At 70.4% G+C, this 20817-nt stretch carries 22 protein-coding genes; 12 read left to right on the forward strand and 10 right to left on the reverse strand.

The window, feature by feature from the left end:
• Nucleotides 1-124 precede the first annotated feature (124 nt).
• Nucleotides 125-442, forward strand: a complete 318-nt coding sequence (locus J4E04_RS03095; RefSeq protein WP_027504527.1) for a DUF4229 domain-containing protein — start codon at nucleotides 125-127, stop codon at nucleotides 440-442.
• Here J4E04_RS03095 and pepN read toward each other — a convergent pair.
• Entirely contained in the window at nucleotides 422-2899 is a 2478-nt protein-coding gene (gene pepN, locus J4E04_RS03100) for an aminopeptidase N (protein WP_490149864.1), read from the reverse strand. The two genes, J4E04_RS03095 and pepN, sit on opposite strands and share 21 nt — an antisense overlap.
• Before the next feature lie 75 nt (nucleotides 2900-2974).
• Here pepN and J4E04_RS03105 point away from each other — a divergent pair, with 75 nt between their 5' ends.
• On the forward strand, nucleotides 2975-3367 hold the full coding sequence (locus tag J4E04_RS03105; protein ID WP_027504529.1) for a phage holin family protein: 393 nt from the start codon (nucleotides 2975-2977) through the stop codon (nucleotides 3365-3367).
• A gap of 18 nt (nucleotides 3368-3385) precedes the next feature.
• Here J4E04_RS03105 and J4E04_RS03110 read toward each other — a convergent pair whose 3' ends face one another.
• Both J4E04_RS03110 and J4E04_RS03115 read right to left on the reverse strand, forming a co-directional pair.
• Nucleotides 3386-3868: an FBP domain-containing protein gene (locus J4E04_RS03110; protein WP_490149865.1), complete on the reverse strand. Its 483-nt coding sequence runs from the start codon at nucleotides 3866-3868 to the stop codon at nucleotides 3386-3388.
• Between the two features lie 59 nt (nucleotides 3869-3927).
• Nucleotides 3928-4797, reverse strand: a complete 870-nt coding sequence (locus tag J4E04_RS03115; RefSeq protein ID WP_490149866.1) for a 1,4-dihydroxy-2-naphthoate polyprenyltransferase — start codon at nucleotides 4795-4797, stop codon at nucleotides 3928-3930.
• A 199-nt stretch (nucleotides 4798-4996) separates the two neighbouring features.
• Between J4E04_RS03115 and J4E04_RS03120 the strand changes: the two genes are divergently transcribed.
• Complete coding sequence (locus tag J4E04_RS03120; RefSeq protein ID WP_037184696.1) at nucleotides 4997-5191, forward strand: hypothetical protein; 195 nt, start codon at nucleotides 4997-4999, stop codon at nucleotides 5189-5191.
• A gap of 23 nt (nucleotides 5192-5214) precedes the next feature.
• On the opposite strand, the gene J4E04_RS03125 is transcribed toward J4E04_RS03120, so the two are convergent.
• The 4 genes from J4E04_RS03125 to J4E04_RS03140 form a co-directional block, all read right to left on the reverse strand.
• Nucleotides 5215-6336 carry a GAF domain-containing protein gene (locus tag J4E04_RS03125; RefSeq protein WP_490149867.1) on the reverse strand — a complete coding sequence of 374 codons (1122 nt, stop codon included), beginning with the start codon at nucleotides 6334-6336 and terminating at the stop codon, nucleotides 5215-5217.
• 114 nt (nucleotides 6337-6450) lie between these two features.
• A complete protein-coding gene (gene menE, locus J4E04_RS03130) occupies nucleotides 6451-7614 on the reverse strand; it encodes an o-succinylbenzoate--CoA ligase (RefSeq protein WP_490149868.1) in 1164 nt (387 codons plus the stop codon).
• Nucleotides 7607-8005 carry a VOC family protein gene (locus J4E04_RS03135; protein ID WP_056441662.1) on the reverse strand — a complete coding sequence of 133 codons (399 nt, stop codon included), beginning with the start codon at nucleotides 8003-8005 and terminating at the stop codon, nucleotides 7607-7609. Before J4E04_RS03135 ends, menE begins: the two co-directional genes overlap by 8 nt.
• 13 nt (nucleotides 8006-8018) lie before the next feature.
• Nucleotides 8019-8927 (reverse strand): 1,4-dihydroxy-2-naphthoyl-CoA synthase, encoded by a 909-nt coding sequence (locus J4E04_RS03140; protein ID WP_373425200.1) that lies wholly within the window; start codon nucleotides 8925-8927, stop codon nucleotides 8019-8021.
• 51 nt (nucleotides 8928-8978) lie between these two features.
• Between J4E04_RS03140 and J4E04_RS03145 the strand changes: the two genes are divergently transcribed.
• The 4 genes from J4E04_RS03145 (at nucleotide 8979) to J4E04_RS03160 (ending at nucleotide 13394) form a co-directional block, all read left to right on the forward strand.
• A complete protein-coding gene (locus J4E04_RS03145; RefSeq protein WP_027504536.1) occupies nucleotides 8979-9590 on the forward strand; it encodes a PaaI family thioesterase in 612 nt (203 codons plus the stop codon).
• On the forward strand, nucleotides 9587-10570 hold the full coding sequence (locus J4E04_RS03150) for an o-succinylbenzoate synthase (protein WP_490149869.1): 984 nt from the start codon (nucleotides 9587-9589) through the stop codon (nucleotides 10568-10570). The genes J4E04_RS03145 and J4E04_RS03150 overlap by 4 nt, the downstream gene beginning before the upstream one ends.
• Before the next feature lie 102 nt (nucleotides 10571-10672).
• A complete protein-coding gene (locus J4E04_RS03155) occupies nucleotides 10673-11116 on the forward strand; it encodes a DUF6918 family protein (RefSeq protein WP_037184699.1) in 444 nt (147 codons plus the stop codon).
• A 73-nt stretch (nucleotides 11117-11189) separates the two neighbouring features.
• On the forward strand, nucleotides 11190-13394 hold the full coding sequence (locus tag J4E04_RS03160) for a glycoside hydrolase family 3 C-terminal domain-containing protein (protein WP_490149870.1): 2205 nt from the start codon (nucleotides 11190-11192) through the stop codon (nucleotides 13392-13394).
• Here the strand turns inward: J4E04_RS03160 and J4E04_RS03165 are convergent.
• A complete protein-coding gene (locus J4E04_RS03165) occupies nucleotides 13391-14455 on the reverse strand; it encodes an AbrB family transcriptional regulator (protein ID WP_307108244.1) in 1065 nt (354 codons plus the stop codon). The two genes, J4E04_RS03160 and J4E04_RS03165, sit on opposite strands and share 4 nt — an antisense overlap.
• On the reverse strand, nucleotides 14452-15045 hold the full coding sequence (locus J4E04_RS03170; RefSeq protein WP_490149871.1) for a flavin reductase family protein: 594 nt from the start codon (nucleotides 15043-15045) through the stop codon (nucleotides 14452-14454). The genes J4E04_RS03165 and J4E04_RS03170 overlap by 4 nt, the downstream gene beginning before the upstream one ends.
• 83 nt (nucleotides 15046-15128) lie before the next feature.
• Between J4E04_RS03170 and menD the strand changes: the two genes are divergently transcribed.
• Nucleotides 15129-16739: a 2-succinyl-5-enolpyruvyl-6-hydroxy-3-cyclohexene-1-carboxylic-acid synthase gene (gene menD / locus J4E04_RS03175; RefSeq protein ID WP_490150496.1), complete on the forward strand. Its 1611-nt coding sequence runs from the start codon at nucleotides 15129-15131 to the stop codon at nucleotides 16737-16739.
• Here the strand turns inward: menD and J4E04_RS03180 are convergent.
• Nucleotides 16736-17236: a DUF2505 domain-containing protein gene (locus tag J4E04_RS03180; RefSeq protein ID WP_027504543.1), complete on the reverse strand. Its 501-nt coding sequence runs from the start codon at nucleotides 17234-17236 to the stop codon at nucleotides 16736-16738. The genes menD and J4E04_RS03180 overlap by 4 nt on opposite strands.
• Before the next feature lie 117 nt (nucleotides 17237-17353).
• Here J4E04_RS03180 and J4E04_RS03185 point away from each other — a divergent pair, with 117 nt between their 5' ends.
• From J4E04_RS03185 to J4E04_RS03200, 4 genes are all read left to right on the forward strand, one after another.
• Nucleotides 17354-17803, forward strand: coding sequence for a DUF3592 domain-containing protein (locus J4E04_RS03185; protein WP_051613160.1), 450 nt, complete (start codon nucleotides 17354-17356; stop codon nucleotides 17801-17803).
• Between the two features lie 87 nt (nucleotides 17804-17890).
• Complete coding sequence (locus J4E04_RS03190) at nucleotides 17891-19036, forward strand: glycosyltransferase family 4 protein (RefSeq protein ID WP_027504545.1); 1146 nt, start codon at nucleotides 17891-17893, stop codon at nucleotides 19034-19036.
• 30 nt (nucleotides 19037-19066) lie between these two features.
• The gene (locus J4E04_RS03195) at nucleotides 19067-19771 is read left to right on the forward strand and encodes a demethylmenaquinone methyltransferase (protein ID WP_027504546.1); all 705 of its coding nucleotides are present in this window, start codon (nucleotides 19067-19069) and stop codon (nucleotides 19769-19771) included.
• 61 nt (nucleotides 19772-19832) lie between these two features.
• Nucleotides 19833-20816: a hypothetical protein gene (locus J4E04_RS03200; protein WP_490149872.1), complete on the forward strand. Its 984-nt coding sequence runs from the start codon at nucleotides 19833-19835 to the stop codon at nucleotides 20814-20816.
• The last annotated feature ends 1 nt before the right edge of the window (nucleotide 20817 follow it).

The following is a 20817-nucleotide window of genomic DNA, read 5'->3' on the forward strand; positions in this document are numbered from 1 at the left end:
TGTATGTCCGCATCCGTTGCCCATGGTGGCACCGAGACCCCCGGGTACTCGACTCTTCTAATGTTGGTAAAGGGGAGGTAATGGACAAATCGGATACGTCGAACGGCTCCGGTAATCTGTGTCCATGACCGATCCCATCCCCACCGGCAGCACCCCGAGCGGGTCGGCAAAGGGCCGACTGGTCCGCGATCTCGGCCTCTACACCGCCGCCCGGCTCGGTCTCATCGCTGTGGTCGCGGCCGTCATCTACTTCGGTGCCGCGCTGGTCGGGGTGACCGTGCCGCTGCTGATCGCCATGGTGTTCGCCCTGGTCGTCGCGTTCCCCCTGTCGCTCGTGCTCTTCAAGGGACTGCGCCGACGCGTCAACGAGGACATCGCCGCCGTCGACGAGAAGCGTCGCCGCGACCGCGAGGATCTGCACTCACGCCTGCGCGGAGAGTGACCGTGCGGCGAGTGCGCGGGCCAGGTGGTCGCGCTGCTCTATCACGCACCGTCGCAGAGCCGCGGGTACGTCCGGGTGACCCGAGAGCCAGCGATCGGCGTCCTCGCTGTGGGCGGCCGACGGGAAGAGCCCGATGACGAGTCGTCGAGCGATCTCGATGCTCCGCTCCCGCCAGAAGGTCTCCAGCAGGGCGTAGTACTGCTCGTCGAAGCGCTCGATCAGCGTGCGTGACGGTCCGGCGGTGAAGCCGCGGATCAGCGCCCCCACCCGCTCGTTGCTCAGGGCGTCCGAACCGGTCAGGGCGGCCCAGGTCGCCTCCTTGACCGACGCGACGGGCTGCGCCGCCACCGCGGCGGCGTACTGCACCTCACCGGCCCCCGTGCGGTCGGACTCGAGCACCGTCGCCAGCTCGGCCTCGTCGGTGTGACCGGTCGCCGACAGGGCGAACCACAGGCCCCACCGCTGCTCGGCGTCCAGTTCGAGACCGTCGACGGAGTCCTCGCCGGAGAGCAACGCGCGCACCCTTCCGGCGTGCGACGGGTCGTGTGACGCCGCGGCGGAGAACGCCCGGAACCACTCGAGCTGCGCGTCCGACCCGGCCGGCGCCCCGGCGAGCTGCTCGGCCGCCGTCGCGGTCCACCGCTGGCGGACACCGTCCCGGTCCGCGGCGTAGTGCTCCACCGCGGCCGCGGTCTCCGCGAGAATCGATCCGAGCACGGCCGGATGCGACTCGGTGGGTGCGAAGCGGACGGCGAGATCGACGTACGTCTGCGCAGGCAGTTCGGCATCACGCGTCGCGTTCCACCAGGAGGACCACACCAGCGCGCGGCGCAGGTCGTCGGGGATGCGGTCCAGCGACTGCATCGTCGCCTCCATCGACCGCGCGTCCAGGCGCACCTTCGCGTACGTGAGATCGCCGTCGTTCGGCAGGATCACCGCGGCGTCGGGCAGCGCGAGCGGTGCCTCCGCGTCGGTGATGTGCACCGAGATCGGTTCCGCATCGACGAGGTGGCCGTTCTCGTCCGGCGACAAGCACGCGATGTCCAACCGCTGAGGACGCGGATCCGTCTGCGTGAGAACACCTCTGGTGCGGTCGTACAGCACGGTCGACACGCCGGTGGTCTCGAGCCAGGCGGCCGACCAGTCGTCGAGCGACCGACCGGCCGGTGCGGCCAGGGCGTCGAGCAGGTCGCGCAGGGTGGCCGTCCCGAAGGCCCGAGCGCGGAAGTACGCGCGGGCGCCCTCGAAGAAGGCCTCGTCACCGACGAAGGCCCCGAGTTGTTTGATCACGCTGGCGCCCTTGGCGTAGGTGATGCCGTCGAAGTTGAGCTTGGCCGCCTCGAGGTCGACGATGTCGGCGACGACGGGGTGGGTGGTCGGGAGCTGGTCCTGCGAGTAGGCCCAGGCCTTGCGGCGCAGGGCGAACGACACCCACGCGTCGGTGAACCGGGTGGCCGCGACCGAGGCGTACGCGCCCAGGTAGTCGGCGAGGGACTCCTTGAGCCACAGGTCGTCCCACCACTGCATGGTCACCAGATCGCCGAACCACATGTGCGCCATCTCGTGCAGGATCGTGTTCGCGCGCCGTGCGTACTGCGCTCGGGTGGCCGCGCTGCGGAACACGTACGACTCCGTGAACGTGACGCAGCCGGGGTTCTCCATGGCGCCGAGGTTGTACTCCGGCACGAACACCTGGTCGTACTTCCCGAAGGGGTAGGGGAACTCGAACGCGTCGTGGAAGAAGTCGAGCCCGGCGCGCGTGACGTCGAAGATGTCGTCGTGGTCGAGGTACTCGCCGAGCGACGCACGGCACCACGCGCCGAGTTCGATGGTGAGGTCGCCGCGGCGGTACTCCGACGTGGCGCTGTGGTACGGGCCCGCGACGACGGCCGTGATGTACGTGGAGATCGGCTGCGTGGCGGCGAAGACACGGGTGGACGACCCTGCGTCGTCGGTGGTGGTCTCCTCCACCCGCTCGTTCGACAGCACCGTCCACTCGTCCGGTGCGCTCACCCGCAAGACGAACGGTCCCTTGAGGTCCGGCTGCTCGAAGTTCACGAAGACGCGCCGCGCGTCGGCGGGCTCGTACTGCGTGTAGAGGTAGGTCTCGCCGTCCGCCGGATCGACGAATCGGTGCAGGCCCTCACCGGTGCGGCTGTACGAGCCGCGGGCGTGGATGCGCACGGTGTTGTGGCTCCCGAGATCACGCAGCAGCACCCGCGCACCGTCGTACTGCACCTCCTGTTCGTGGTCGTTGACGATCACGCGGTCCACGCCGGCACCGAGGAAGTCCATCCACGTCGACGACGCGGTGGCCGCGAAGCTCACGGTGGTGACGGTGCCGAACTCGGCTCGGGTCCGTGCCTCGGTCAGGTCCAGCGCCACGTCGTATCGCACGTCGGACACCACCCGGGCGCGGTCGGCGGTCTCGGCGCGGGTCAGGTTCGCGGTACTCACACCTTCATGCAACACCACCGGAGGCGCGGCTCGCGACACACCACCGTCGCGGCGACCCGTGCCATCATGGGGCGCATGATTCTGGTGCTCAGATTGATCGTCACGGCGTTCGCGATCTGGCTGGCGGCGTCCTGGGTGGACGGCATCTCGATCGCGAGTTCGGGGCGCGGGCAGGGCTGGGACCTGGTGGTGCTGATCGGGATCGCCGCCGTGTTCACCGTGATCAACGCCTTGGTCAAGCCGATCGTGCAGTTGTTGTCGCTGCCCCTCATCGTGCTGACCCTCGGGCTGTTCCTGTTGGTGATCAACGCGTTGATGCTGCTGCTCACCGCCGCCATCACCGAGAGCACCGGGTACGGGCTCACCGTCGACGGTTTCGGGTCCGCCTTCTGGGGCGCGGTGATCGTGTCCATCGTCAACTGGGTTCTCGGTGGACTGGTGCCGGACCGGCGATCGGCGCGCCGCTGAGGCTGCCGCCGACCGCGGTCAGTCCAGCCGCGCCACGAATGCCGTGATGGTCTCGCGAAGCTTGCCGACGCGCTCCTCGACCGGGGTGTCGTCGCGGTACTGCCGTCCCAGCGTCGGGGTCTTGATCCGCCGCGCGTACAGGGAGCAGGCCAGATCCGAGCACAGGTAGGTGCCGACGGTGTTGCCGCGGCGGCCGGACTCACCGGTCTTGCGGGCCACCATCAGCGTGACACCGCCGTTCTGATGCCCGGTGGTGCAGATGCTGCACATCTGAGATCGGCGAGAACTGCTCTCCGAACGCAGGGCGACTCCGACGAGCCGATCCGCGGTCGGCACGACGAGGAAGCTGCGGCCCGGATACGCGGGGTCGCTCCAGCCGAGGAAGTCCAGGTCGTCCCACGGGCGACCGTCCAGATCGGTGGGGACCGGGATGCGCTTCGCCTCGCCCTTCGAGCAGTTGACGAACGATGTCCGGATCTCGGGTTCGGTCACGGGGTCCATGGGACGACCGTAGAGGGAGATCATGACCGTCGGCAACGGAATTATCCGTCGCGCGGCGACTATCCGAGCAGCAGGCCGACGGTGGTCGCCACCGCCCAGACGAGCATCGCGAGACCCGAGTCGCGCAGCGCCGGAATGAGCGCGAGACCCTGCTGCCGGGTGCGGACGGGGGCGTTGGCACGCCAGGCCAACGGGAAGGCGACGACGCCCAGCACGGCCCACGGCGAGTGCAGGAGCAGCAGCAGGCTGACGAGGAACGGCACGCCGATCAGCGCGGCGTGCAGACCGCGGCTCCGGGCGTCGCCCAGCCGGACCGCGAGGGTGAGCTTGCCCGCCTCGGTGTCGGTGGGAATGTCGCGGATGTTGTTGGCCACCAGGACGGCGCTCGAGAAGCAGCCCATCGCGACGGCGCACGCGAGTCCCACGAGGTCGACGCGATCGGTGAGCACGAACTGGGTGCCGAGCACGGCGACGAGGCCGAAGAAGACGAAGACGGCGATCTCTCCGAGGCCGCTGTAGCCGTAGGGCTTCGATCCGCCCGTGTAGTACCAGGCTCCTGCGATGCACACGACACCGACGAGAACCAGCCACCAGGCCGTCGTCAGGGCGAGGACGAGCCCCGCGACGGCAGCGAGTGCGAAGCACGCCACGGCCGCGCCGCGGACGGCCGCCGGCGTCGCCAGCCGGGAGCCGACGAGGCGGATCGGTCCGACGCGGTCGTCGTCGGTTCCGCGGATGCCGTCGGAGTAGTCGTTGGAGAAGTTCACGCCGACGATGAGGGCGACCGACACGAGCAGTGCCACCGGGGCCTTCCACCACGTCACGTCGCCGGCCGCCGCTGCCGCACCCGCCGCGGCCACGACCGGTGCGATCGCGTTCGGAAGTGTGCGCGGCCGTGCGCCTTCGAGCCACTGGGATGCTGTCGCCATGTGTGGATCATTGCCTACGCGTGCCGATGCGGCCCCGCGCGGTCGTGTTGTGAGGCCCACCGCTCCCGGCGTACACTCCGGGTGCGCCCTCGACCTCGGGGGTTTCTCACAGGCTTGTCGCCGTCGGCCGTGAACGTGGCACACGAATGCGGAACCGGTCCTTCGATCGGTTCACCTGTCGCACCCCCGGGGATGAACGATGGACGACATCACCAGTTCCACCATCGACGACGCCGTCGCGGCCATGACGGACGTCGAACTCGACCGCGCCATCCGCGCGCTCACACTGCGTCAGCGGTCCCTGCTGCTCGGCGGTGACCTCGACACGGCCTGGGCGGTCACCGAGGATCTCGAGCGCTGCCTCGCGGCCCGGTGCGGTATGCCGCGAACCTGACACGCTCGAGCCCGAGAAGAGGCTCAGCTGGACCGTCTGCGCGGCCCACGACCCGGGTATCCGGTGTCGGTGGGCGGGACGGGATCGTCCTCGTCGGAGAATCCGACCGGTTGGAATTCCACCATCAGGAAGCGTTGTCCCGGAACACGTGTCGCCCGTAGGTCGACGACTGTCCACCCGCCGTCGACACGGCGCAGTCGCACGCCGGGGATCTCGGTGCGATGGTCCGCCCACTCGTGCATCCGGCGATAGGCCGACACGATGCGCGCGATGTCCGAGGGGTGCGGGGTGTCGCGCTGATCGACCTGCCCCTTCCACAGGATGTTCTCCACCGGATCTGTCAGCCACCGCACGACGCGCACGCGCTCGGTGTCGATGAGTGCGATCGCGGTGGGGGAGTTGCGCGTCAGCGACCGCAGCGCGAACGCCTCGACCGACGGTCCGGCCACCACGAGTTCGTCCGCGCGGAGCGAGATCGCCAACGCGTGCGACACGGTGTCGACGTACCGGCTGGCGTCGTCGGCGGACGAGGTGTCGAGCACCGTCCGCACCGCATTGCGCAGGGGCCGGGCACCGCGCGGGGTACGCAGCGCCACGGTGCCGTCCCAGCGGGTTCCGGGTTCCGCGTCGAGCAGAGCGACGAGGAGATACATCGCGCTGTCGGCGTCGTCCGCGTGGTCGAACAGCTCGAATGCCGGTGCGGCGAGCTTCGATGCCGGCTCCCGGCCCGTGACGCCGGCGATGCCGGGCGTGAACGCGAACTGTCGACGTGACGAGGACCAGTCGTAGCCGACGACGAGGGGCGGCGGTGCGTCGGAATCGTCACCGGCGTACAGCATCACACCGTGGACGGCCTTCCGGGGACCCGGTACCGCGACGGCCCGCAGCGGACTGTGCAGTCCCGGCACGGTCTCGGCCGCGTCCTCGCCGCTGGTCGCGACGAACGCGGTCATCGCACGCGCCGCGTCCGCGATGCGCTTGCTGCCGACCGCGCGGGAGAGCGCCGTCCAGTCCTTCGCCCGACCGTCCTTGGCGACGACGGTCCCCACGGGACCGGCATTGCCGTCGGGCGGTTCGGCGAGTGTCTCCACGACGATCCAGCCGTCGTGCGCGTCGGGAGCTGCTCCCGTCGCCTGCCTCGCCATCGTCACTGTCCTCCGAACCCACGAACAACCAAGCCCCCGACCCGGATGTACCGGGAGGACCTTACTCACCGTCACGGTCTCGGGCGGCTCGCCCCTCGGCGTGCGGGGGAGATGTCATTCGGTCGGACCACACGCGACCAGCGTCGTTCGCGCCGCCGCGCGGTCCACCTTGCCCGGGCCGCGGGCCGGGAGCGCGTCCACGAACAGCACCTGCCGGGGTGCCGCGGCAGGGCCGAGCGCGTCGGCGACGGCCGCCCGGAGAGACTCCGGCGACAGCTCGACACCGGGCCGCAGCACCACCAGTGCGCCCACCCGTTCGCCCAGGCGCGGATCGGGAACGCCGACCACGACGCACTCGGCGACCCCGTCGATCCCCGCGACGGCGTCTTCCACCACTCGCGGTACGACGGTGAGTCCGCCCGTGGTGATGGCGTCGTCGGCCCTCCCGAGAATCTGCAGACGGTCGCCCTGCAGGCGTCCGAGATCATCGGTGCGGAACCACCCCGCCTCGGCGAACGCCGGGTGATCAGGCATTCCGCGGTAACCGTTCGCCAGTGTGGGTCCGCCGAGGCGCACCCGGCCGTCCGCCTCGAGGCCGACGGTCACGCCGTCCAGGGGAACGCCGTCGTAGACGCACCCGCCGCAGGTCTCGCTCATCCCGTAGGTGCGGACCACGGTGATCCCCGCAGCGAGTGCGCGGTCGAGCACGGGAGCCGGGGTCGCGGCCCCGCCGAGCAGAACGGCGTCGAGGGACGCGAGCGCCGCGACGGCGTCCGGACGATCGAGCGCCTTCACCATCTGGGTGGGGACGAGGGAGGTGTAGCGCCGGGGCCCGATCATCGACGCGACCGCGCGGACGAGGTGCGCGGGGTCGAATCCCGTCGACACGTCCACCACCGCGGGTTCGTGGCCGGCGGCGAGGGAGCGCAGCACCACCTGCATCCCGGCGATGTGATGGGCCGGCAGCGCGAGCAACCACTGTCCCGGCCCACCCAGCCGGGTATGGGTGGCGGCGGCGCTGGCCCGGAGTGCGGCCGCCCCGAGCAGGGCTCCCTTCGGGGTTCCCGTCGACCCGGACGTGGCGAGCACCATCGCGGTACCCGGCTCCGCGGGAGTGCCCGGTGACAGCGCGTCGGCGAGGCGTCGACGCTCACGATCGTCGTCGGCGGGGACCGGCAGGACCGGCTCGGCGGTACCGTCGAGCACGGCGCGCAGTCGCGGCAGCAGACTCAGCACCGCGTCTCCGCTGGGCACCGGGAGGACGGTCAGATCAGCCACGGCGTTGCGGATGGTCGGGCGGAACCTCGACCACGACGATGCGTGTGCCGTCGGGGTCGGCGATCCACATCTCCGTCAGTCCCCAGGGCTCGGTCTGCGGAGGCCGCACGACTTCGACGCCCGCCGCCTCGAGCTCGGCGCGTGCCGCCTCGACGTCACGCACCTGCAGCAGGATCGTCGCCATCGCACCCGCCGTCGGCTCGCCGTCAGCTGTCGACCGGCCTCCGGCCTGCCCGTGTCCGGCCACCTCGATCAGCGACTGCCCCGCGAAGAACACCACGCCACCGGGATACTCGCGGAAGATGCCGAGCCGCAACCGGTCCCGATAGAAGCTCAGTGTCTCGTCGACGTTTTTCGGCCGCAGAATGATCCGGCTCGCCAGCACCTCCATCGTCGGTCGCCTCTCAGAAGTACCAGGGGTAGGGAGACCAGTCCGGCTCACGCTTCTCGAGGAACGAGTCGCGACCCTCCACGGCCTCGTCGGTCATGTAGGCCAACCGCGTCGCCTCGCCCGCGAACAGCTGCTGCCCCACCAGCCCGTCGTCCTGAAGATTGAACGCGTACTTGAGCATTCGCTGCGCCTGCGGGGACTTGCCGTTGATCGTGCGCCCCCACTCGATGGCGACGGTCTCGAGGTCGGCGTGATCGACCACCTTGTTCACAGCACCCATCCGGTGCATGTCCTCGGCGGTGTAGGTGTCACCGAGGAAGAAGATCTCGCGAGCGAACTTCTGCCCCACCATCTTCGCCAGGTACGCGCTGCCGTATCCGCCGTCGAAGCTGCCCACGTCGGCGTCGGTCTGCTTGAAGCGGGCGTGTTCCCGGCTCGCCAGAGTCAGGTCGCAGACCACGTGCAGGCTGTGTCCGCCGCCCGCGGCCCACCCGTTGACGAGGCAGATCACGACCTTGGGCATCGTGCGGATCAGGCGCTGCACCTCGAGGATGTGCAGGCGTCCCGCGCGCGCCCGGTCCACGGTCTCGGCCGTGTCGCCGCTGGCGTACTGGTAGCCGGACCGCCCCCGGATGCGCTGGTCGCCGCCGGAACAGAAGGCCCACCCGCCGTCCTTCTCGCTGGGCCCGTTGCCCGTGAGGAGGACGGCGCCGACGTCGGAGGTCATCCGGGCGTGGTCGAGCGTGCGGTACAGCTCGTCGACGGTGCCGGGGCGGAAGGCGTTGCGTACCTCGGGGCGATCGAACGCGATGCGCACGGTGCCGTCGGTGACGTGGCGGTGGTACGTGATGTCCACCAGGTCCTCGAAGCCGGGGACCGCGGTCCACTGCTCGGGCTGGAACGGCGAGGTCTGATCGGTCACCCTCGACAGCCTAACGACGGACCGAATCGGACTCCGCGTTACCGTCGTCCGATGACCGACGATTCCCCCCACGGCGGATTCCCGAAGTTCACCAGGGCCACGCCGCCGCCGGACTACGGCCGGTTGATCGAGGCGTTGCGCACCGTCCAGGACCTCGCGGTGTCCACGGACCTGCCGGACGACCAGCTCGCCCTGGCCGCCGACCAGGCGGAGAAACTCGCCGCGACCATGGCGCCGTACGTGGTGCCGGAGGGTCTGTCACCGGCGGGCCGCGCGCTGGAGCTCCCGGGTCGCGGCAGTCTGCTGATGCTGCCGTGGACCATCGAGAAGTACGGCGCCGAGGGCGTACGGTCCACCGGTGTGTTCCGCCGGTTCCATCTCGGCGGCAACGGCGCAGCCCACGGCGGCACGCTGCCGTTGCTGTTCGACGACCTCTTCGGGCTGATCCAGCACGCGTACGGTCGCCCGATCAGCCGCACCGCCTTCCTGCACATCGACTACCGCGCCGTGACCCCGTTGAACGAGCAGCTCGTTGCCGAGGGGCACGTGACGAAGGTCGAGGGCCGCAAGACGTTCATCGAGGCCCGGTTGACCAAGCAGGACGGCACGCTCGTCGCCGAGAGCAACGCCCTCATGGTGCAGTTGCTCCCCGGCCAGCAGTGACGGCGGCACCCGCTCCCGGGCTCGACGAGATCGTCGCGTCGGCCCACGTGCTGTCGCTGCCCATGCGCACCCGGTTCCGCGGCATCACGACGCGGGAGGTACTGGTGTTCTCCGGACCCGCCGGATGGGGCGAGTTCGGCGCCTTCCCCGAGTACGACGACGCCGAGGCGTCGGCATGGCTGCGTGCCGGCATCGAGATGGCCTGGCAGGGCGCGCCCGATCCGGTGCGGGACCACGTCGAGGTCAACGCCACCGTGCCCGCGGTGCCCGCCGCCGAGGTGCCCGCCGTGCTCGCGCGCTATCCCGGCACGCGTACGGCGAAGGTCAAGGTCGCCGAGAAGGGCCAGACCCTCGACGACGACGTCGCACGAGTCGAGGCGGTCCGGGCGCTCGTCCCCACCGTGCGTGTCGACGCCAACGGGGGCTGGACGGTCGACGAGGCCGAGACGGCCTTGCGCGCCCTCACCGAGAACGGTGACCTCGAGTACGCGGAGCAGCCCTGCGCGACGGTCGAGGAACTCGCCGAGGTGCGCAGACGCGTGCGCGGAGTGTCGATCGCCGCCGACGAGAGCATCCGGCGAGCCGAGGACCCGCTGCGCGTGGTGCGGGCCGGGGCCGCCGACGTGGCCGTCGTCAAGGTGCCGCCGCTGGGCGGGGTGCGGGCGGTGCTGCGGCTCGCCGAGGAATTGGCGCAGTACGGCGTCCCCGTGGTCGTGTCGAGCGCCCTCGACTCGGCGATCGGCATGTCCGCGGGACTCGCCGCGGCGGCGGCCCTGCCGTCGAGTGCCGCGTGCGGCCTGGGCACCGGCGCACTGTTCGTCACCGACGTGGCCGAGCCGCGAGCACTCGTCGACGGTCGTCTGCGGGTCGACACCGTCGTCCCCGATCCGGATCGACTCCGCGAGCTCGCCGCCCCGGACGATCGGCGGACGTGGTGGCTGGAGCGTCTCGCCCGGTGCCATCCCCTCGCTCTGTTGTAGGGTCGCGCCGACCAGAAACCTTCTCCGAGAACGGCGTTTGCGCCCGACTCTCAACCAAGAGAACGGCCTCCGGCCTGACTCCCGACGACAGGATTGTTTCCCGTGGCATCACTGCAGACCACCCTCCTCGACGAGAACACCGCACCGGCCGTGCGCGCGGACGTCCGCGCGCTGATCGACGCCGAGGTCTCCGACAAGAAGGGCGCCTCCGGCCTGGCGGTCAAGGGCGGATACGGCGCCGTGAAGAAGGTGAGCCCCAGCGTCGTCGACGATGCGGTCGCCAAGCTGTGGCCGAGCTTCGTCGAGAAGCTCGACCCGTTCTGGCAGCGGTACCAGGCCGCGCCGACCGGCACGTTCGGTGAGTTCCTCGCCGCGAACGGTGACGAGGCGTCCGACGCGCTGCTGTCCGTCACCGACGCGCGCATCGACGAGACCAGCAAGTCGACCATCAAGAAGGCGTACTCCTCGCTCCGCCCCTCGGCGAAGAAGAACGTCACCGAGGCTCTCCCGCGCGTCGGCGCCCTGGTGCAGAAGTACGCAGCCTGACCCCCGTGCGCCTTTCGCGTGTCCCCGGATGCGCGAAAGGCGCACGGAGGGCCGGATCGTCGATGATGGAGCCATGACTCCACGCAACGATCTCGCAGCCCTCACCAGTGGACGCAACTTCTGGAGCACCGAGCAGCAGGACGGGCTCCCGGCGATCACGCTGACCGACGGCCCGCACGGCGTGCGGATGCAGGCGAGCGACAGCGACATGTTCTCCGGACGACCCGCGACGTGCTTCCCGCCGGCCACCGCCACCGCGAGTACCTGGGATCCCGACCTGCTGCGGCGGATGGGAGAGGCGCTGGCCACCGAGGCCCGGTCGATGGACGTGTCCGTCCTGCTGGGCCCCGGCATCAACATCAAGCGCAGCCCGCTCGGTGGCCGCAACTTCGAATACTTCTCGGAGGACCCGTTGCTCACGGGCACGCTCGCCGCCGCCTACGTGCAGGGCGTGCAGAGCCGGGGTGTCGGCACCTCGCTCAAGCACTTCGCGGTCAACAGCCAGGAGACCGACCGCATGCGCGTGAGCGCCGAGGTGGACGAACGCACCCTGCGCGAGATCTACCTCCGGGCGTTCCAGCGTGTGGTGGAGCAGGCGCAGCCGTGGACCGTCATGTGCTCCTACAACCGCATCAACGGCGTCCACGCCTCGCGGAACCGGTGGCTCCTGACGGACGTGCTGCGCGGCGAGTGGGGTTTCGAGGGCGCCGTCGTCTCCGACTGGGGCGCCGTCGTGGACCGGGTCGACTCGATCGCCGCGGGCCTCGACCTGACGATGCCCGGACCCGACGCTGACGGTGACCAGCGGGTCGCCGACGCGGCGGAGTCCGGTGCGCTCGATCCGGGCGCTCTGGAGACGGCGGCGGCCCGCGTACGCGCACTGGTCGAGCGCGCGCAGGACGCGAGCGGTTCCGTGGACGTCGATCACGATGCCCACCACGCGCTGGCCCGAGAGATCGCGAGCCGGGCGATCGTCCTGCTGAAGAACGACGGTCTGCTGCCCCTCGCACCGGGTTCCGGATCGATCGCCGTGCTCGGCGAGATCGCCCGCACCCCGCGCTACCAGGGCGGCGGTAGTTCGCAGATCACCCCGACCCGGTTGGACGACGCGCTGTCGGCGATCACCGCTGCCGCGCAGGGTGAGGTGGCGTTCGCGCCCGGGTACGACGCCGACCACGCGTCGACCGAGGAGACCGGCGCCGACGACGGACTGCTGAACGAGGCCGTCGAACTCGCTCGCACGCACGACATCGCCCTCGTCTTCGTCGGCAACGATCCCGAGACCGAGGGCATGGACCGCACCACGCTGGCGCTGCCGGAAGGCCATCTGGCCCTGGTCGAGCGAGTGCGCGCGGTGAACGAGAACACCGTGGTGGTGCTGTCGAACGGCGGCGTGGTCCTGACGTCTCCGTGGGACACCGACGTCCCCGCGATCCTCGAGACGTGGCTGCTGGGACAGGCCGGCGGCGGAGCGATCGCCGACGTGCTGTTCGGCGTCGTGAACCCGTCGGGACGGCTCGCCGAGACCGTTCCGCTCCGGCTCGAGGACCACCCGTCCTACCTGGACTTCCCCGGTGAGCACGGGGTCGTCCGCTACGGCGAGGGCATCCACGTGGGCTACCGCGGCTTCGATGCGCGCGAGACCGACGTGTCGTACCCCTTCGGGTGGGGCCTGTCGTACACGACGTTCGAGTACGGCGACGTGACCGCGACGGTGGGGGAGCACGGCATCGACGTCACGGTGCCGGTGACCAACACCGGGGACCGGGACGGCCGGGAGGTCGTGCAGATCTACGTGTCCGCGCCCGACGAGGACGCGCACCGTGTTCCGCGTGAGCTCGCGGCGTTCGAGTCGGTCGAGATCGCCGCGGGTGCGACCGAGACCGTGACTCTCACCGTCCGGCGGGCCGACCTGGCGTACTGGGACACCCGGGTGTCGTCCTGGATCGTGGCGCCGGGCGAGTACGTCGTGGCCGCGGCGGCATCGTCGCGCGATCTCCGGAGCGTCGCGATCGTCTCCGTGACGGGCGACGACGTCCGCCTGCCGTTGACGGCCGAGTCGACCGTTACCGAGTGGCTGGACGATCCGCGCGGCGGTGACCTGCTGCGGGCGGCCATCGAGGACGGCGACGGACCGTCGGTGGCACAGGCGATGATGGGCAATCCGGAGACGGCAGTCTTCCTGTCGAGCGTCCCGCTCGCCCGCATGGTGGCCTTCGGCGACGGAACCCTGACACCCGATGTCGTCGCGCGGCTCGTGCAGGACGCGAACGGCTAACCGCGCCCGCGTGCCCGGGTGAACAGCGGGACCACCAGCAGCATCATGAACACCCGGAGCACCTGGGCCGCCACGACGAAGGTCACGTTCACGCTGCTCGCCGCCGCCAGCGCGAGCACCGCGTAGATACCGCCCGGCGTCGTGGCGAGGTAGGCCTCGTACGGGGTGATACCGGTGGTGCCCACCAGGATCAGGCCGAGCAGCGCGCAGCCCACCGCGATGGCGATGATCAGCAGTACTGCCCACGGGATGATGCGGCCGATGGACTTCAGGCTGTCGAGGGTGAACTGCAGGCCTGCCTGCCACCCGATGACGATGTAGACGAGCTGGAGCGCCAGGATCGGCACGCCGGCGTCGCCCGTCCACCCCAGCAGGTCCGCGGCACCGGAGATCAGCAGCGGTCCGAGCAGGGCGGGTGCTGGCAGGCGGATCAGTCGGCCCAGCGGGATGCCCACCAGCAGGCACACCGCGATGAAGAGCGCGTCCGTCCAGAGCGGGGCGGAGGCGGTGTCGAGTGATCCGCCCTGTCCGGTGTCCGCCGAGAAGACCACCGTGGCGACGAACGGTAGCGACGCGGTGACCAGCAGCACCCGGACGTACTGCACCACGGCGACCACCCGCTCGTCGCCGCCCAGATCACGGGCGATCGCGACCATGCCGGACGCACCCCCGGCCACGAGTGCGAGGGCGCCGGTGGTGGCGTCGAGGTCACGATGCAGTCCGAGGAGAGCGCCGGCCGCGATGGACAGCACCAGGGTGCCGAGCGAGACGACCACCACCCAGATCCAGTCGGACCCCAGCGAGGACATCGTGTCCCGATCGAGCAGGGTGCCGATCTCGACGCCGAGCACGGCCTGCGCGCCCATCGACGCGGTGCGCGGAACCTTCCCCGGGCCCCATCCGCACAACGCGAACACCGTCGCCACGGCGAGCGCGACGAACAGAGCGGCCGACGGAACGCCGACCCGCTCCGCCAGGACGGCGACGACGACGGTCGCCAGAGCGAGCGAGGCCCAGCGCACCGTGCGCGAGCGGTCGAACGGGACCCGATCCGGACTCAAGGCCTGTCGGGGCGCTGGATTCGTCGCACGGCCGGGGGCATGCCCCACTCGTCGCGGCCGAGCCGGCTCAGCGGTGCGAGGGCGCTGAAGTCGGGCAACCCGTCCTCCGCGAGGAACTCCGGACGCACCGTGATCATCGTGACCGCGCCCATGACGACGAACGAGTTGCCCACCTCGACCACCTGATGGAGCGTCGCCTCGATCGAGAGCGGGGACGCGACGACGCGCGGCGGGCGGACGGTCTCACTGGGCTCGCTCTCGAGGTCGACCGCGGTGTACTCGCTCACCGAGGCGTCGTAGTTCGCGGACGTCTGATTGATCTGCTCGAACAACGACTCGGTGGCGAGGTTGACGACGAACTCGCCCGTCTCCTCGATGTTCCGCAGGCTGTCCTTGCGGCCGACCGACGTGAACTGCACCACGGCGGGTGCGCTGGAGGAGACGGAGAAGAAGCTGTACGGCGCCAGGTTCGGTACGCCGTCCGCGGAGACCGTCGACACCCACGCGATGGGTCTGGGCACCACTGACGTGGTGAGAAGCTTGTAGTAGTCGCCGGCGTCCATGGTCTGCGGATCGAAGTGTGTGCGCACCGGTTCATCGTGCCAGGGCCACGCGCGCCCTGGAGGCCGGCCGATCATTCAGGCAGGTCCGGCATCTGTGACACTCTGAAATGGTGAATCCGTCCACCTCTCAAGCCGTCGTCGTCGTCGACGAGATGATCCGCGGCGGCGTCCAGGACGTCGTGCTGTGCCCTGGCTCGCGTAACGCGCCGCTCGCGTTCGCGCTCGAGGCCGCCGACCGCGCCGGTCGCGTCCGCCTGCACATGCGCATCGACGAACGCACCGCCGGCTTCCTCGCCATCGGACTGGCCGTGTCCGGCCGCCGACCCGTCCCTGTCGTGATGACGTCCGGAACCGCCGTCGCCAATCTCGGACCCGCCGTGCTCGAGGCCAACTACGCCCGCATTCCGCTGGTCGTGCTCAGCGCCAACCGCCCCTACGAGATGCTCGGCACCGGCGCCAACCAGACGGTCGAGCAACTCGGCCTGTTCGCGGGTCAGGTGCGCGCGACCATCAGCCTCGGTCTCGCCGAGGAGTCCGACCAGGTCAACAGCCAGTGGCGGTCGGCAGTGTGCCGCGTCCTGGCTGCCGCACGCGGTACGCGCTCGGGCAACGCCGGCCCGGTCCACTTCGACATGCCGCTGCGCGAGCCCCTCACGCCCGACCCGGCCGACTCCCGCCCCGCCCCGGAGGGACGTCCCGACGGCTCCCCGTGGACCACCACGCAGTACGCGACGCTCGACGTTCCGGTGGACCTGGACCTCTCGGTGGACACCGTCGTCATCTCCGGACACGGCGCCGCCTATCGGCCGGAACTCGCCGGGCTGCCGACGGTCGCCGAGCCGACCGCGCCCCTGCACGGCCACCCGCTCAACCCGCTCGCGCTCGGTGCGCTGTCGCCGCGCCAGGCCATCATCACCGGGCGTCCCACGCTGCATCGTCAGGTCTCGAAGGTGCTGGCCGATCCGGCCGTCTCCGTCATCGCACTCACCACCGGACCCCGCTGGCCCGACGTCTCGGGCAACGTCGTGGCGACCGGAACGCGCGCGCTGGTCACCGGGACACCGTCACCCGAGTGGCTGCGTCGCTGTGCCGACGCCTCGGAGTCGGCCGATGCCGCGGTCCGCGGGCAGCTCGACTCGCTCTCGATTCCAACGGGTCTGCACGTCGCCGCCGCCGTGTCGTCGGCACGTCGGCCGGGTGACCTGCTCGTGCTCGGCGCCTCCAACCCGGTGCGCGACATGGCGCTGGTCGGCTACCCGGCGGAGGACGTCCGGGTGCTGTCCAATCGCGGTGTGGCGGGCATCGACGGCACCGTCTCCACCGCGGTGGGCGCTGCGCTGGCACACGACGGCCGCACCATCGCGTTGATGGGGGACCTGACGTTCCTGCACGACGCGTCCGGATTGCTCATCGGCACCGGGGAGCCCCGACCGCGGGACCTCACCATCGTCGTCGCGAACGACGACGGTGGCGGCATCTTCGAACTGCTCGAGCAGGGTGATCCCCAGTACGCGGGCGTCTTCGAGCGCGTGTTCGGCACTCCGCACGGCATGGACCTCGCGGCGCTGTGTGCCGCGTACCGGATCCCGCACCGGCGGGTCGATCCCGACGAGCTCGCGAAGCTGCTCACGGGTCACGCCGAGGGCACCCGGGTGCTCGAGGTGACCACCGATCGGTCCGGTCTACGCGATCTGCATGCTTCGATCCGCGCTGCCCTCTAGGCCCTGTCGGCGAGGTACTCCCGGGCCTGCTTGCTCTCGGAGTGCACCATCTTGCCGATCATCTCGGTGACCATGCCCTCGATCTTGCCGCCGACGAACGGGACCTTCACCTCGGCCGTCCCCTTCAGGGTCAGGCGCGATCCGGTGCCATGAGGCACCAGTTCGAACGTTCCGCGCACCTTCGAGGTCAAGCCCGTCGATCCGCCCTCGAGCGTGCCGTTCGCACGGTCGCCTTCGAGCGGTCCCCAGCTGTCCTTCCGCGTGATCACCAGGTCGCCGCGAATCACCTTCCGGACGAACCCCGGCAGCACGGACGCGCCGACCCCCTCGGAGATCACCACGTCGAAGCCGCCGTCGGGCCGGTGCGAGTACTCCACGCTGGCCCGGTCGGAGACCTCCTTGGTTCGCTTGTCCCACAACGCTTCGTCCGTCAAGGCGGAGTGCGCCTGCGCCGGTGTCACGTCGAAGTCCTCGGTGTAACTGAATTTCCGCCCCATGGCGGGAGACGTTACTCGGCGTACCGCTGCCGACGTCCTGCGTGGTGCGGTCGCTAGCCTGTTCTGGTGAACCCCGTCGTCCCGAGTCCGGCCGGTGCCGAGATGTCCGGTGGCGACATGCCTGCTGTCGAGAACTCCGAGGCGGACGAGGCCCCCGTGCGGCGCCGCTCGCGCGTTCCCACCGTTCTCCTGGTGATCGCCACCGTCGTCTCGGTGCTCGCGGTCCTGTTGGTCCTCGCGGCGTGGCGCAACGACCACACCATCTCCTCGGACGAGGGCGTCGCCACGGCCGAGGTGCTGTCGGCCGGACGTCTGCGCTCGGCGGTGAGCTTCGTGACTCCCGACGGCGAGATGCACAATCCCAAGCTCGGAGTGCTGTACCCGACCAACCTCGTCGCCGGTCAGCGCATCGACGTCGAGTACTCCCGCAGCGATCCCGACCTGGTGCGGGTCGCCGGCCGCGACGCCTCGGTGGCCGTCGTGCCCGCGCTCTCCGTCATCGTCGTCACGTGGCTGATCGCCGGCCCGTCGATCCTCTACCTGCGGCGCCGCGACGCGCGCGTCTGACCCGGTACCGGAGGGTTCGCCCGGGGTTCGCCCGCTGGTCACGTCGCCCTCGCATCGCGGTCGTCGCGGCGCGGAACAGTTCACGGTGTGCGCATAGCCGTGGTCGCCGAATCGTTCCTGCCTCACGTCAACGGTGTCACCAACTCGATTCTCCGTGTGCTCGAGCATGCGGAGTCCGCAGGTCACGACGCCATGATCGTCGCGCCGGACACGCCGGCCGGGGTGCCCGCGGCACCGACCTCACACGGCTCGTTCCCGGTTCTGCGAGTGCCGTCGGTGATGGTCCCCAAGGTGAGTTCGCTGCCCGTCGGCGTGCCGAGCCCCGGTATGACCGCCGCGCTGCGCTCGTTCGCGCCCGACGTGGTGCACCTGGCATCGCCGTTCTCGCTCGGTGCCGGTGGCCTCGCGGCCGCGCGGAGGCTGGACGTCCCGGCCGTCGCCGTCTATCAGACCGATGTCGCCGGGTTCGCCGAGAGTTACGGTCTCGGGTTGACCTCGCGTGCCTGCTGGGCGTGGACCCGCCGGATCCACAAGGGCAGTGCCCGCACCCTCGCACCGTCTACGTCGGCGATGGACGCACTCGCCGCGCACGGCATCCCCCGCGTGCATCGCTGGGGTCGGGGAGTGGACACCGTGCGCTTCGCGCCGTCGTCGCGGAACGCGGAGCGTCGTGCGCAGTGGGACGCGGGCGACGCGCTGGTGGTGGGCTTCGTCGGCCGGTTGGCACCGGAGAAGCACGTGGAACGCCTCGCGGTACTCGAGCGGACACCGGGCGTGCGTGTGGTGATCGTCGGTGACGGTCCGGAGCGCGCGCGGCTCGAGGCGCTCATGCCGTCCGCGGTGTTCACCGGTCAGCTGGGCGGGCAGGCCCTGTCGGAGGCCTACGCGTCCTTCGACGTGTTCGCGCACCCCGGTGAGCACGAGACGTTCTGCCAGACCGTCCAGGAGGCGCTCGCGAGCGGTGTCCCCGTGATCGGACCCGACGCCGGCGGTCCCCGCGATCTGGTGAGCCACTGCCGCAACGGGTACCTGCTGCCCGTGGATCGGTACGAGGAGTTGCTGCCGAGCGCCGTGCAGGCCCTCGCCGACCCCACCACGCGTGCGAGGTTCGCCACGTCCGCGCGCAAGTCCGTCCTGCATCGCACCTGGCCCGCGCTGTGCAGCCAGTTGATCGGCCACTACGAGGCGGTCATCGGCACCTCGGACGTCGGACGGCGGACGACGGCGGCCTAGGTGAGTGCGCGGCCCACGTACTGTTCAGGTGTGGCAGCACACGGCTCCAGAGCGCAACTGGACAAGCAACCGCACGACGTCGCGTCCATGTTCGACGGAGTCGCGAAGCGGTACGACCTGACCAACACCGTCCTGTCCTTCGGGCAGGACCGCGGCTGGCGGCGCGCGACGCGCGACGCGCTCGCGCTGAAGCCCGGGGAAGCGGTGCTCGATCTCGCGGCCGGGACCGGAGTGTCCACGGAGGAACTGGGCCGGTCCGGCGCCTGGTGCGTCGCCACCGACTTCTCCAAGGGCATGCTCCGCGCGGGCCTCTCGCGCGGCGTCCCGATGATCGCGGGCGACGCGATGCACCTGCCCTACGGCGACGACGTGTTCGACGCCGCCACCATCTCGTTCGGTCTCCGCAATGTGGCCGATCACAACGCCGGCCTCGCCGAGATCCTGCGGGTGGTCCGGCCCGGCGGACGGTTGGTGGTGTGCGAGTTCTCCACACCGGTCTTCCCGGCGTTCCGCACCGTCTACATGGAGTACCTGATGAAGGCGCTCCCGGCCGTGGCCCGCACCGTCAGCAGCAATCCCGACGCCTACGTCTACCTGGCGGAATCCATTCGCGCCTGGCCGGACCAGGCGGAGCTCGCGCGGCGCATGCAGTCCGCGGGATGGGGCCGCGTGCAGTGGCGCAATCTCACGGGCGGCATCGTCACCTTGCACAGCGCCGTGAAACCGGTGTACTGAAAGATACGGAGAACGCACCTATCGGTGTTCGTACCGTGTCCGGATACGGCATGATCTGCGCATGCCCGTACCGGATTGGCTGCCCTATGCCACCCTCGCTGCCTCGGCCGTCGCCGCCGGCGGGGCCGGTTGGGCCGTCAGCACCACGCGCATACACCTCACCAGGGAGACGCGCCGCGCGCGCGAGCTGCGCACCATCCGCGCCGAGCTGACCCACGATTCCGGTCGCCAGGCCGTCGAGACGTCGCTGGTACGCGACCAGGTCACCGAGCGCTACCAGGAGTTGTCGGTCGCGCTGACCACCTTCCAGCGGGTCTGGATCGACGCCGTACGTCGCCGGACCGCCCCCGACGCGACCGCACTGCCGCCGGGTGCCGACGACCTGCAGGCCGACGTCGACGCCGCCTATCAGGAACTGCTGCGCATCTCGACGATCACCGTCGTCGTGGCCCGCCAGCGCGTCGCGCCGCTGCTCGAGATGCTCATGTCGCTCGATCTCCGGGTGCTGGTGCCCTACTCCACGACGGGCGCGATGCCGGGTCCGGCCGTCGAGCGGCTGAACCGTGAGCACGGGTTCCTGATCGAGATCCAGCGTCTGCTGCGCGACGCCATGCGCGCCGACCTCGGTCTGCTCGACGCCAACGACCTGGGCCTGTTGATCATGGACACCAAGCGCGTCGTCGACACCCTCTCGCCGGACCGCCGGTCGATCGGCTTCGGCGCCACCGAGCGCCGCATGGTGGAGTACCTGGCCGAGTTCGGGGTGCGGGTACTGGCGGGCGGCAACGAGCGCGACTACACGATGGAAGCGGACCGTTTCGCGTTCTACCAGGCCAAGGACCCGGCGCTCGCCGGCGCGGTCGAGGCCATCCTGGCGCTGTACGGAGCCGAACTGTCCCTCGCCGTCCACGCCGGACTCGACGAGCAGGCACGGCTCCCCGTGCTGCAACGCGTCGTGGCGTCTCTCGAGTGCGGCTTCCGCGATCGCGACGGGATACTTCTGCCGGACGGCACCACCGTGTACGCCTTCCGACCGGGGCGCTGAC

It is taken from the genome of Rhodococcus sp. NFXS4 (genome assembly GCF_058139645.1).

What these genes read in the sequence shown, in the direction of transcription:
- J4E04_RS03125 (WP_490149867.1), bottom strand. Translation starts at nt 6,336, where the DNA reads ATGGCGAGGCAGGCGACGGGAGCAGCTCCCGACGCGCACGACGGCTGG.
- J4E04_RS03185 (WP_051613160.1), top strand. Translation starts at nt 17,354, where the DNA reads ATGCCTGCTGTCGAGAACTCCGAGGCGGACGAGGCCCCCGTGCGGCGC.
- J4E04_RS03095 (WP_027504527.1), top strand. Translation starts at nt 125, where the DNA reads ATGACCGATCCCATCCCCACCGGCAGCACCCCGAGCGGGTCGGCAAAG.
- J4E04_RS03115 (WP_490149866.1), bottom strand. Translation starts at nt 4,797, where the DNA reads ATGGCGACAGCATCCCAGTGGCTCGAAGGCGCACGGCCGCGCACACTT.
- J4E04_RS03160 (WP_490149870.1), top strand. Translation starts at nt 11,190, where the DNA reads ATGACTCCACGCAACGATCTCGCAGCCCTCACCAGTGGACGCAACTTC.
- J4E04_RS03135 (WP_056441662.1), bottom strand. Translation starts at nt 8,005, where the DNA reads ATGGAGGTGCTGGCGAGCCGGATCATTCTGCGGCCGAAAAACGTCGAC.
- J4E04_RS03200 (WP_490149872.1), top strand. Translation starts at nt 19,833, where the DNA reads ATGCCCGTACCGGATTGGCTGCCCTATGCCACCCTCGCTGCCTCGGCC.
- J4E04_RS03145 (WP_027504536.1), top strand. Translation starts at nt 8,979, where the DNA reads ATGACCGACGATTCCCCCCACGGCGGATTCCCGAAGTTCACCAGGGCC.
- J4E04_RS03120 (WP_037184696.1), top strand. Translation starts at nt 4,997, where the DNA reads ATGGACGACATCACCAGTTCCACCATCGACGACGCCGTCGCGGCCATG.
- J4E04_RS03105 (WP_027504529.1), top strand. Translation starts at nt 2,975, where the DNA reads ATGATTCTGGTGCTCAGATTGATCGTCACGGCGTTCGCGATCTGGCTG.
- J4E04_RS03180 (WP_027504543.1), bottom strand. Translation starts at nt 17,236, where the DNA reads ATGGGGCGGAAATTCAGTTACACCGAGGACTTCGACGTGACACCGGCG.
- J4E04_RS03110 (WP_490149865.1), bottom strand. Translation starts at nt 3,868, where the DNA reads ATGGACCCCGTGACCGAACCCGAGATCCGGACATCGTTCGTCAACTGC.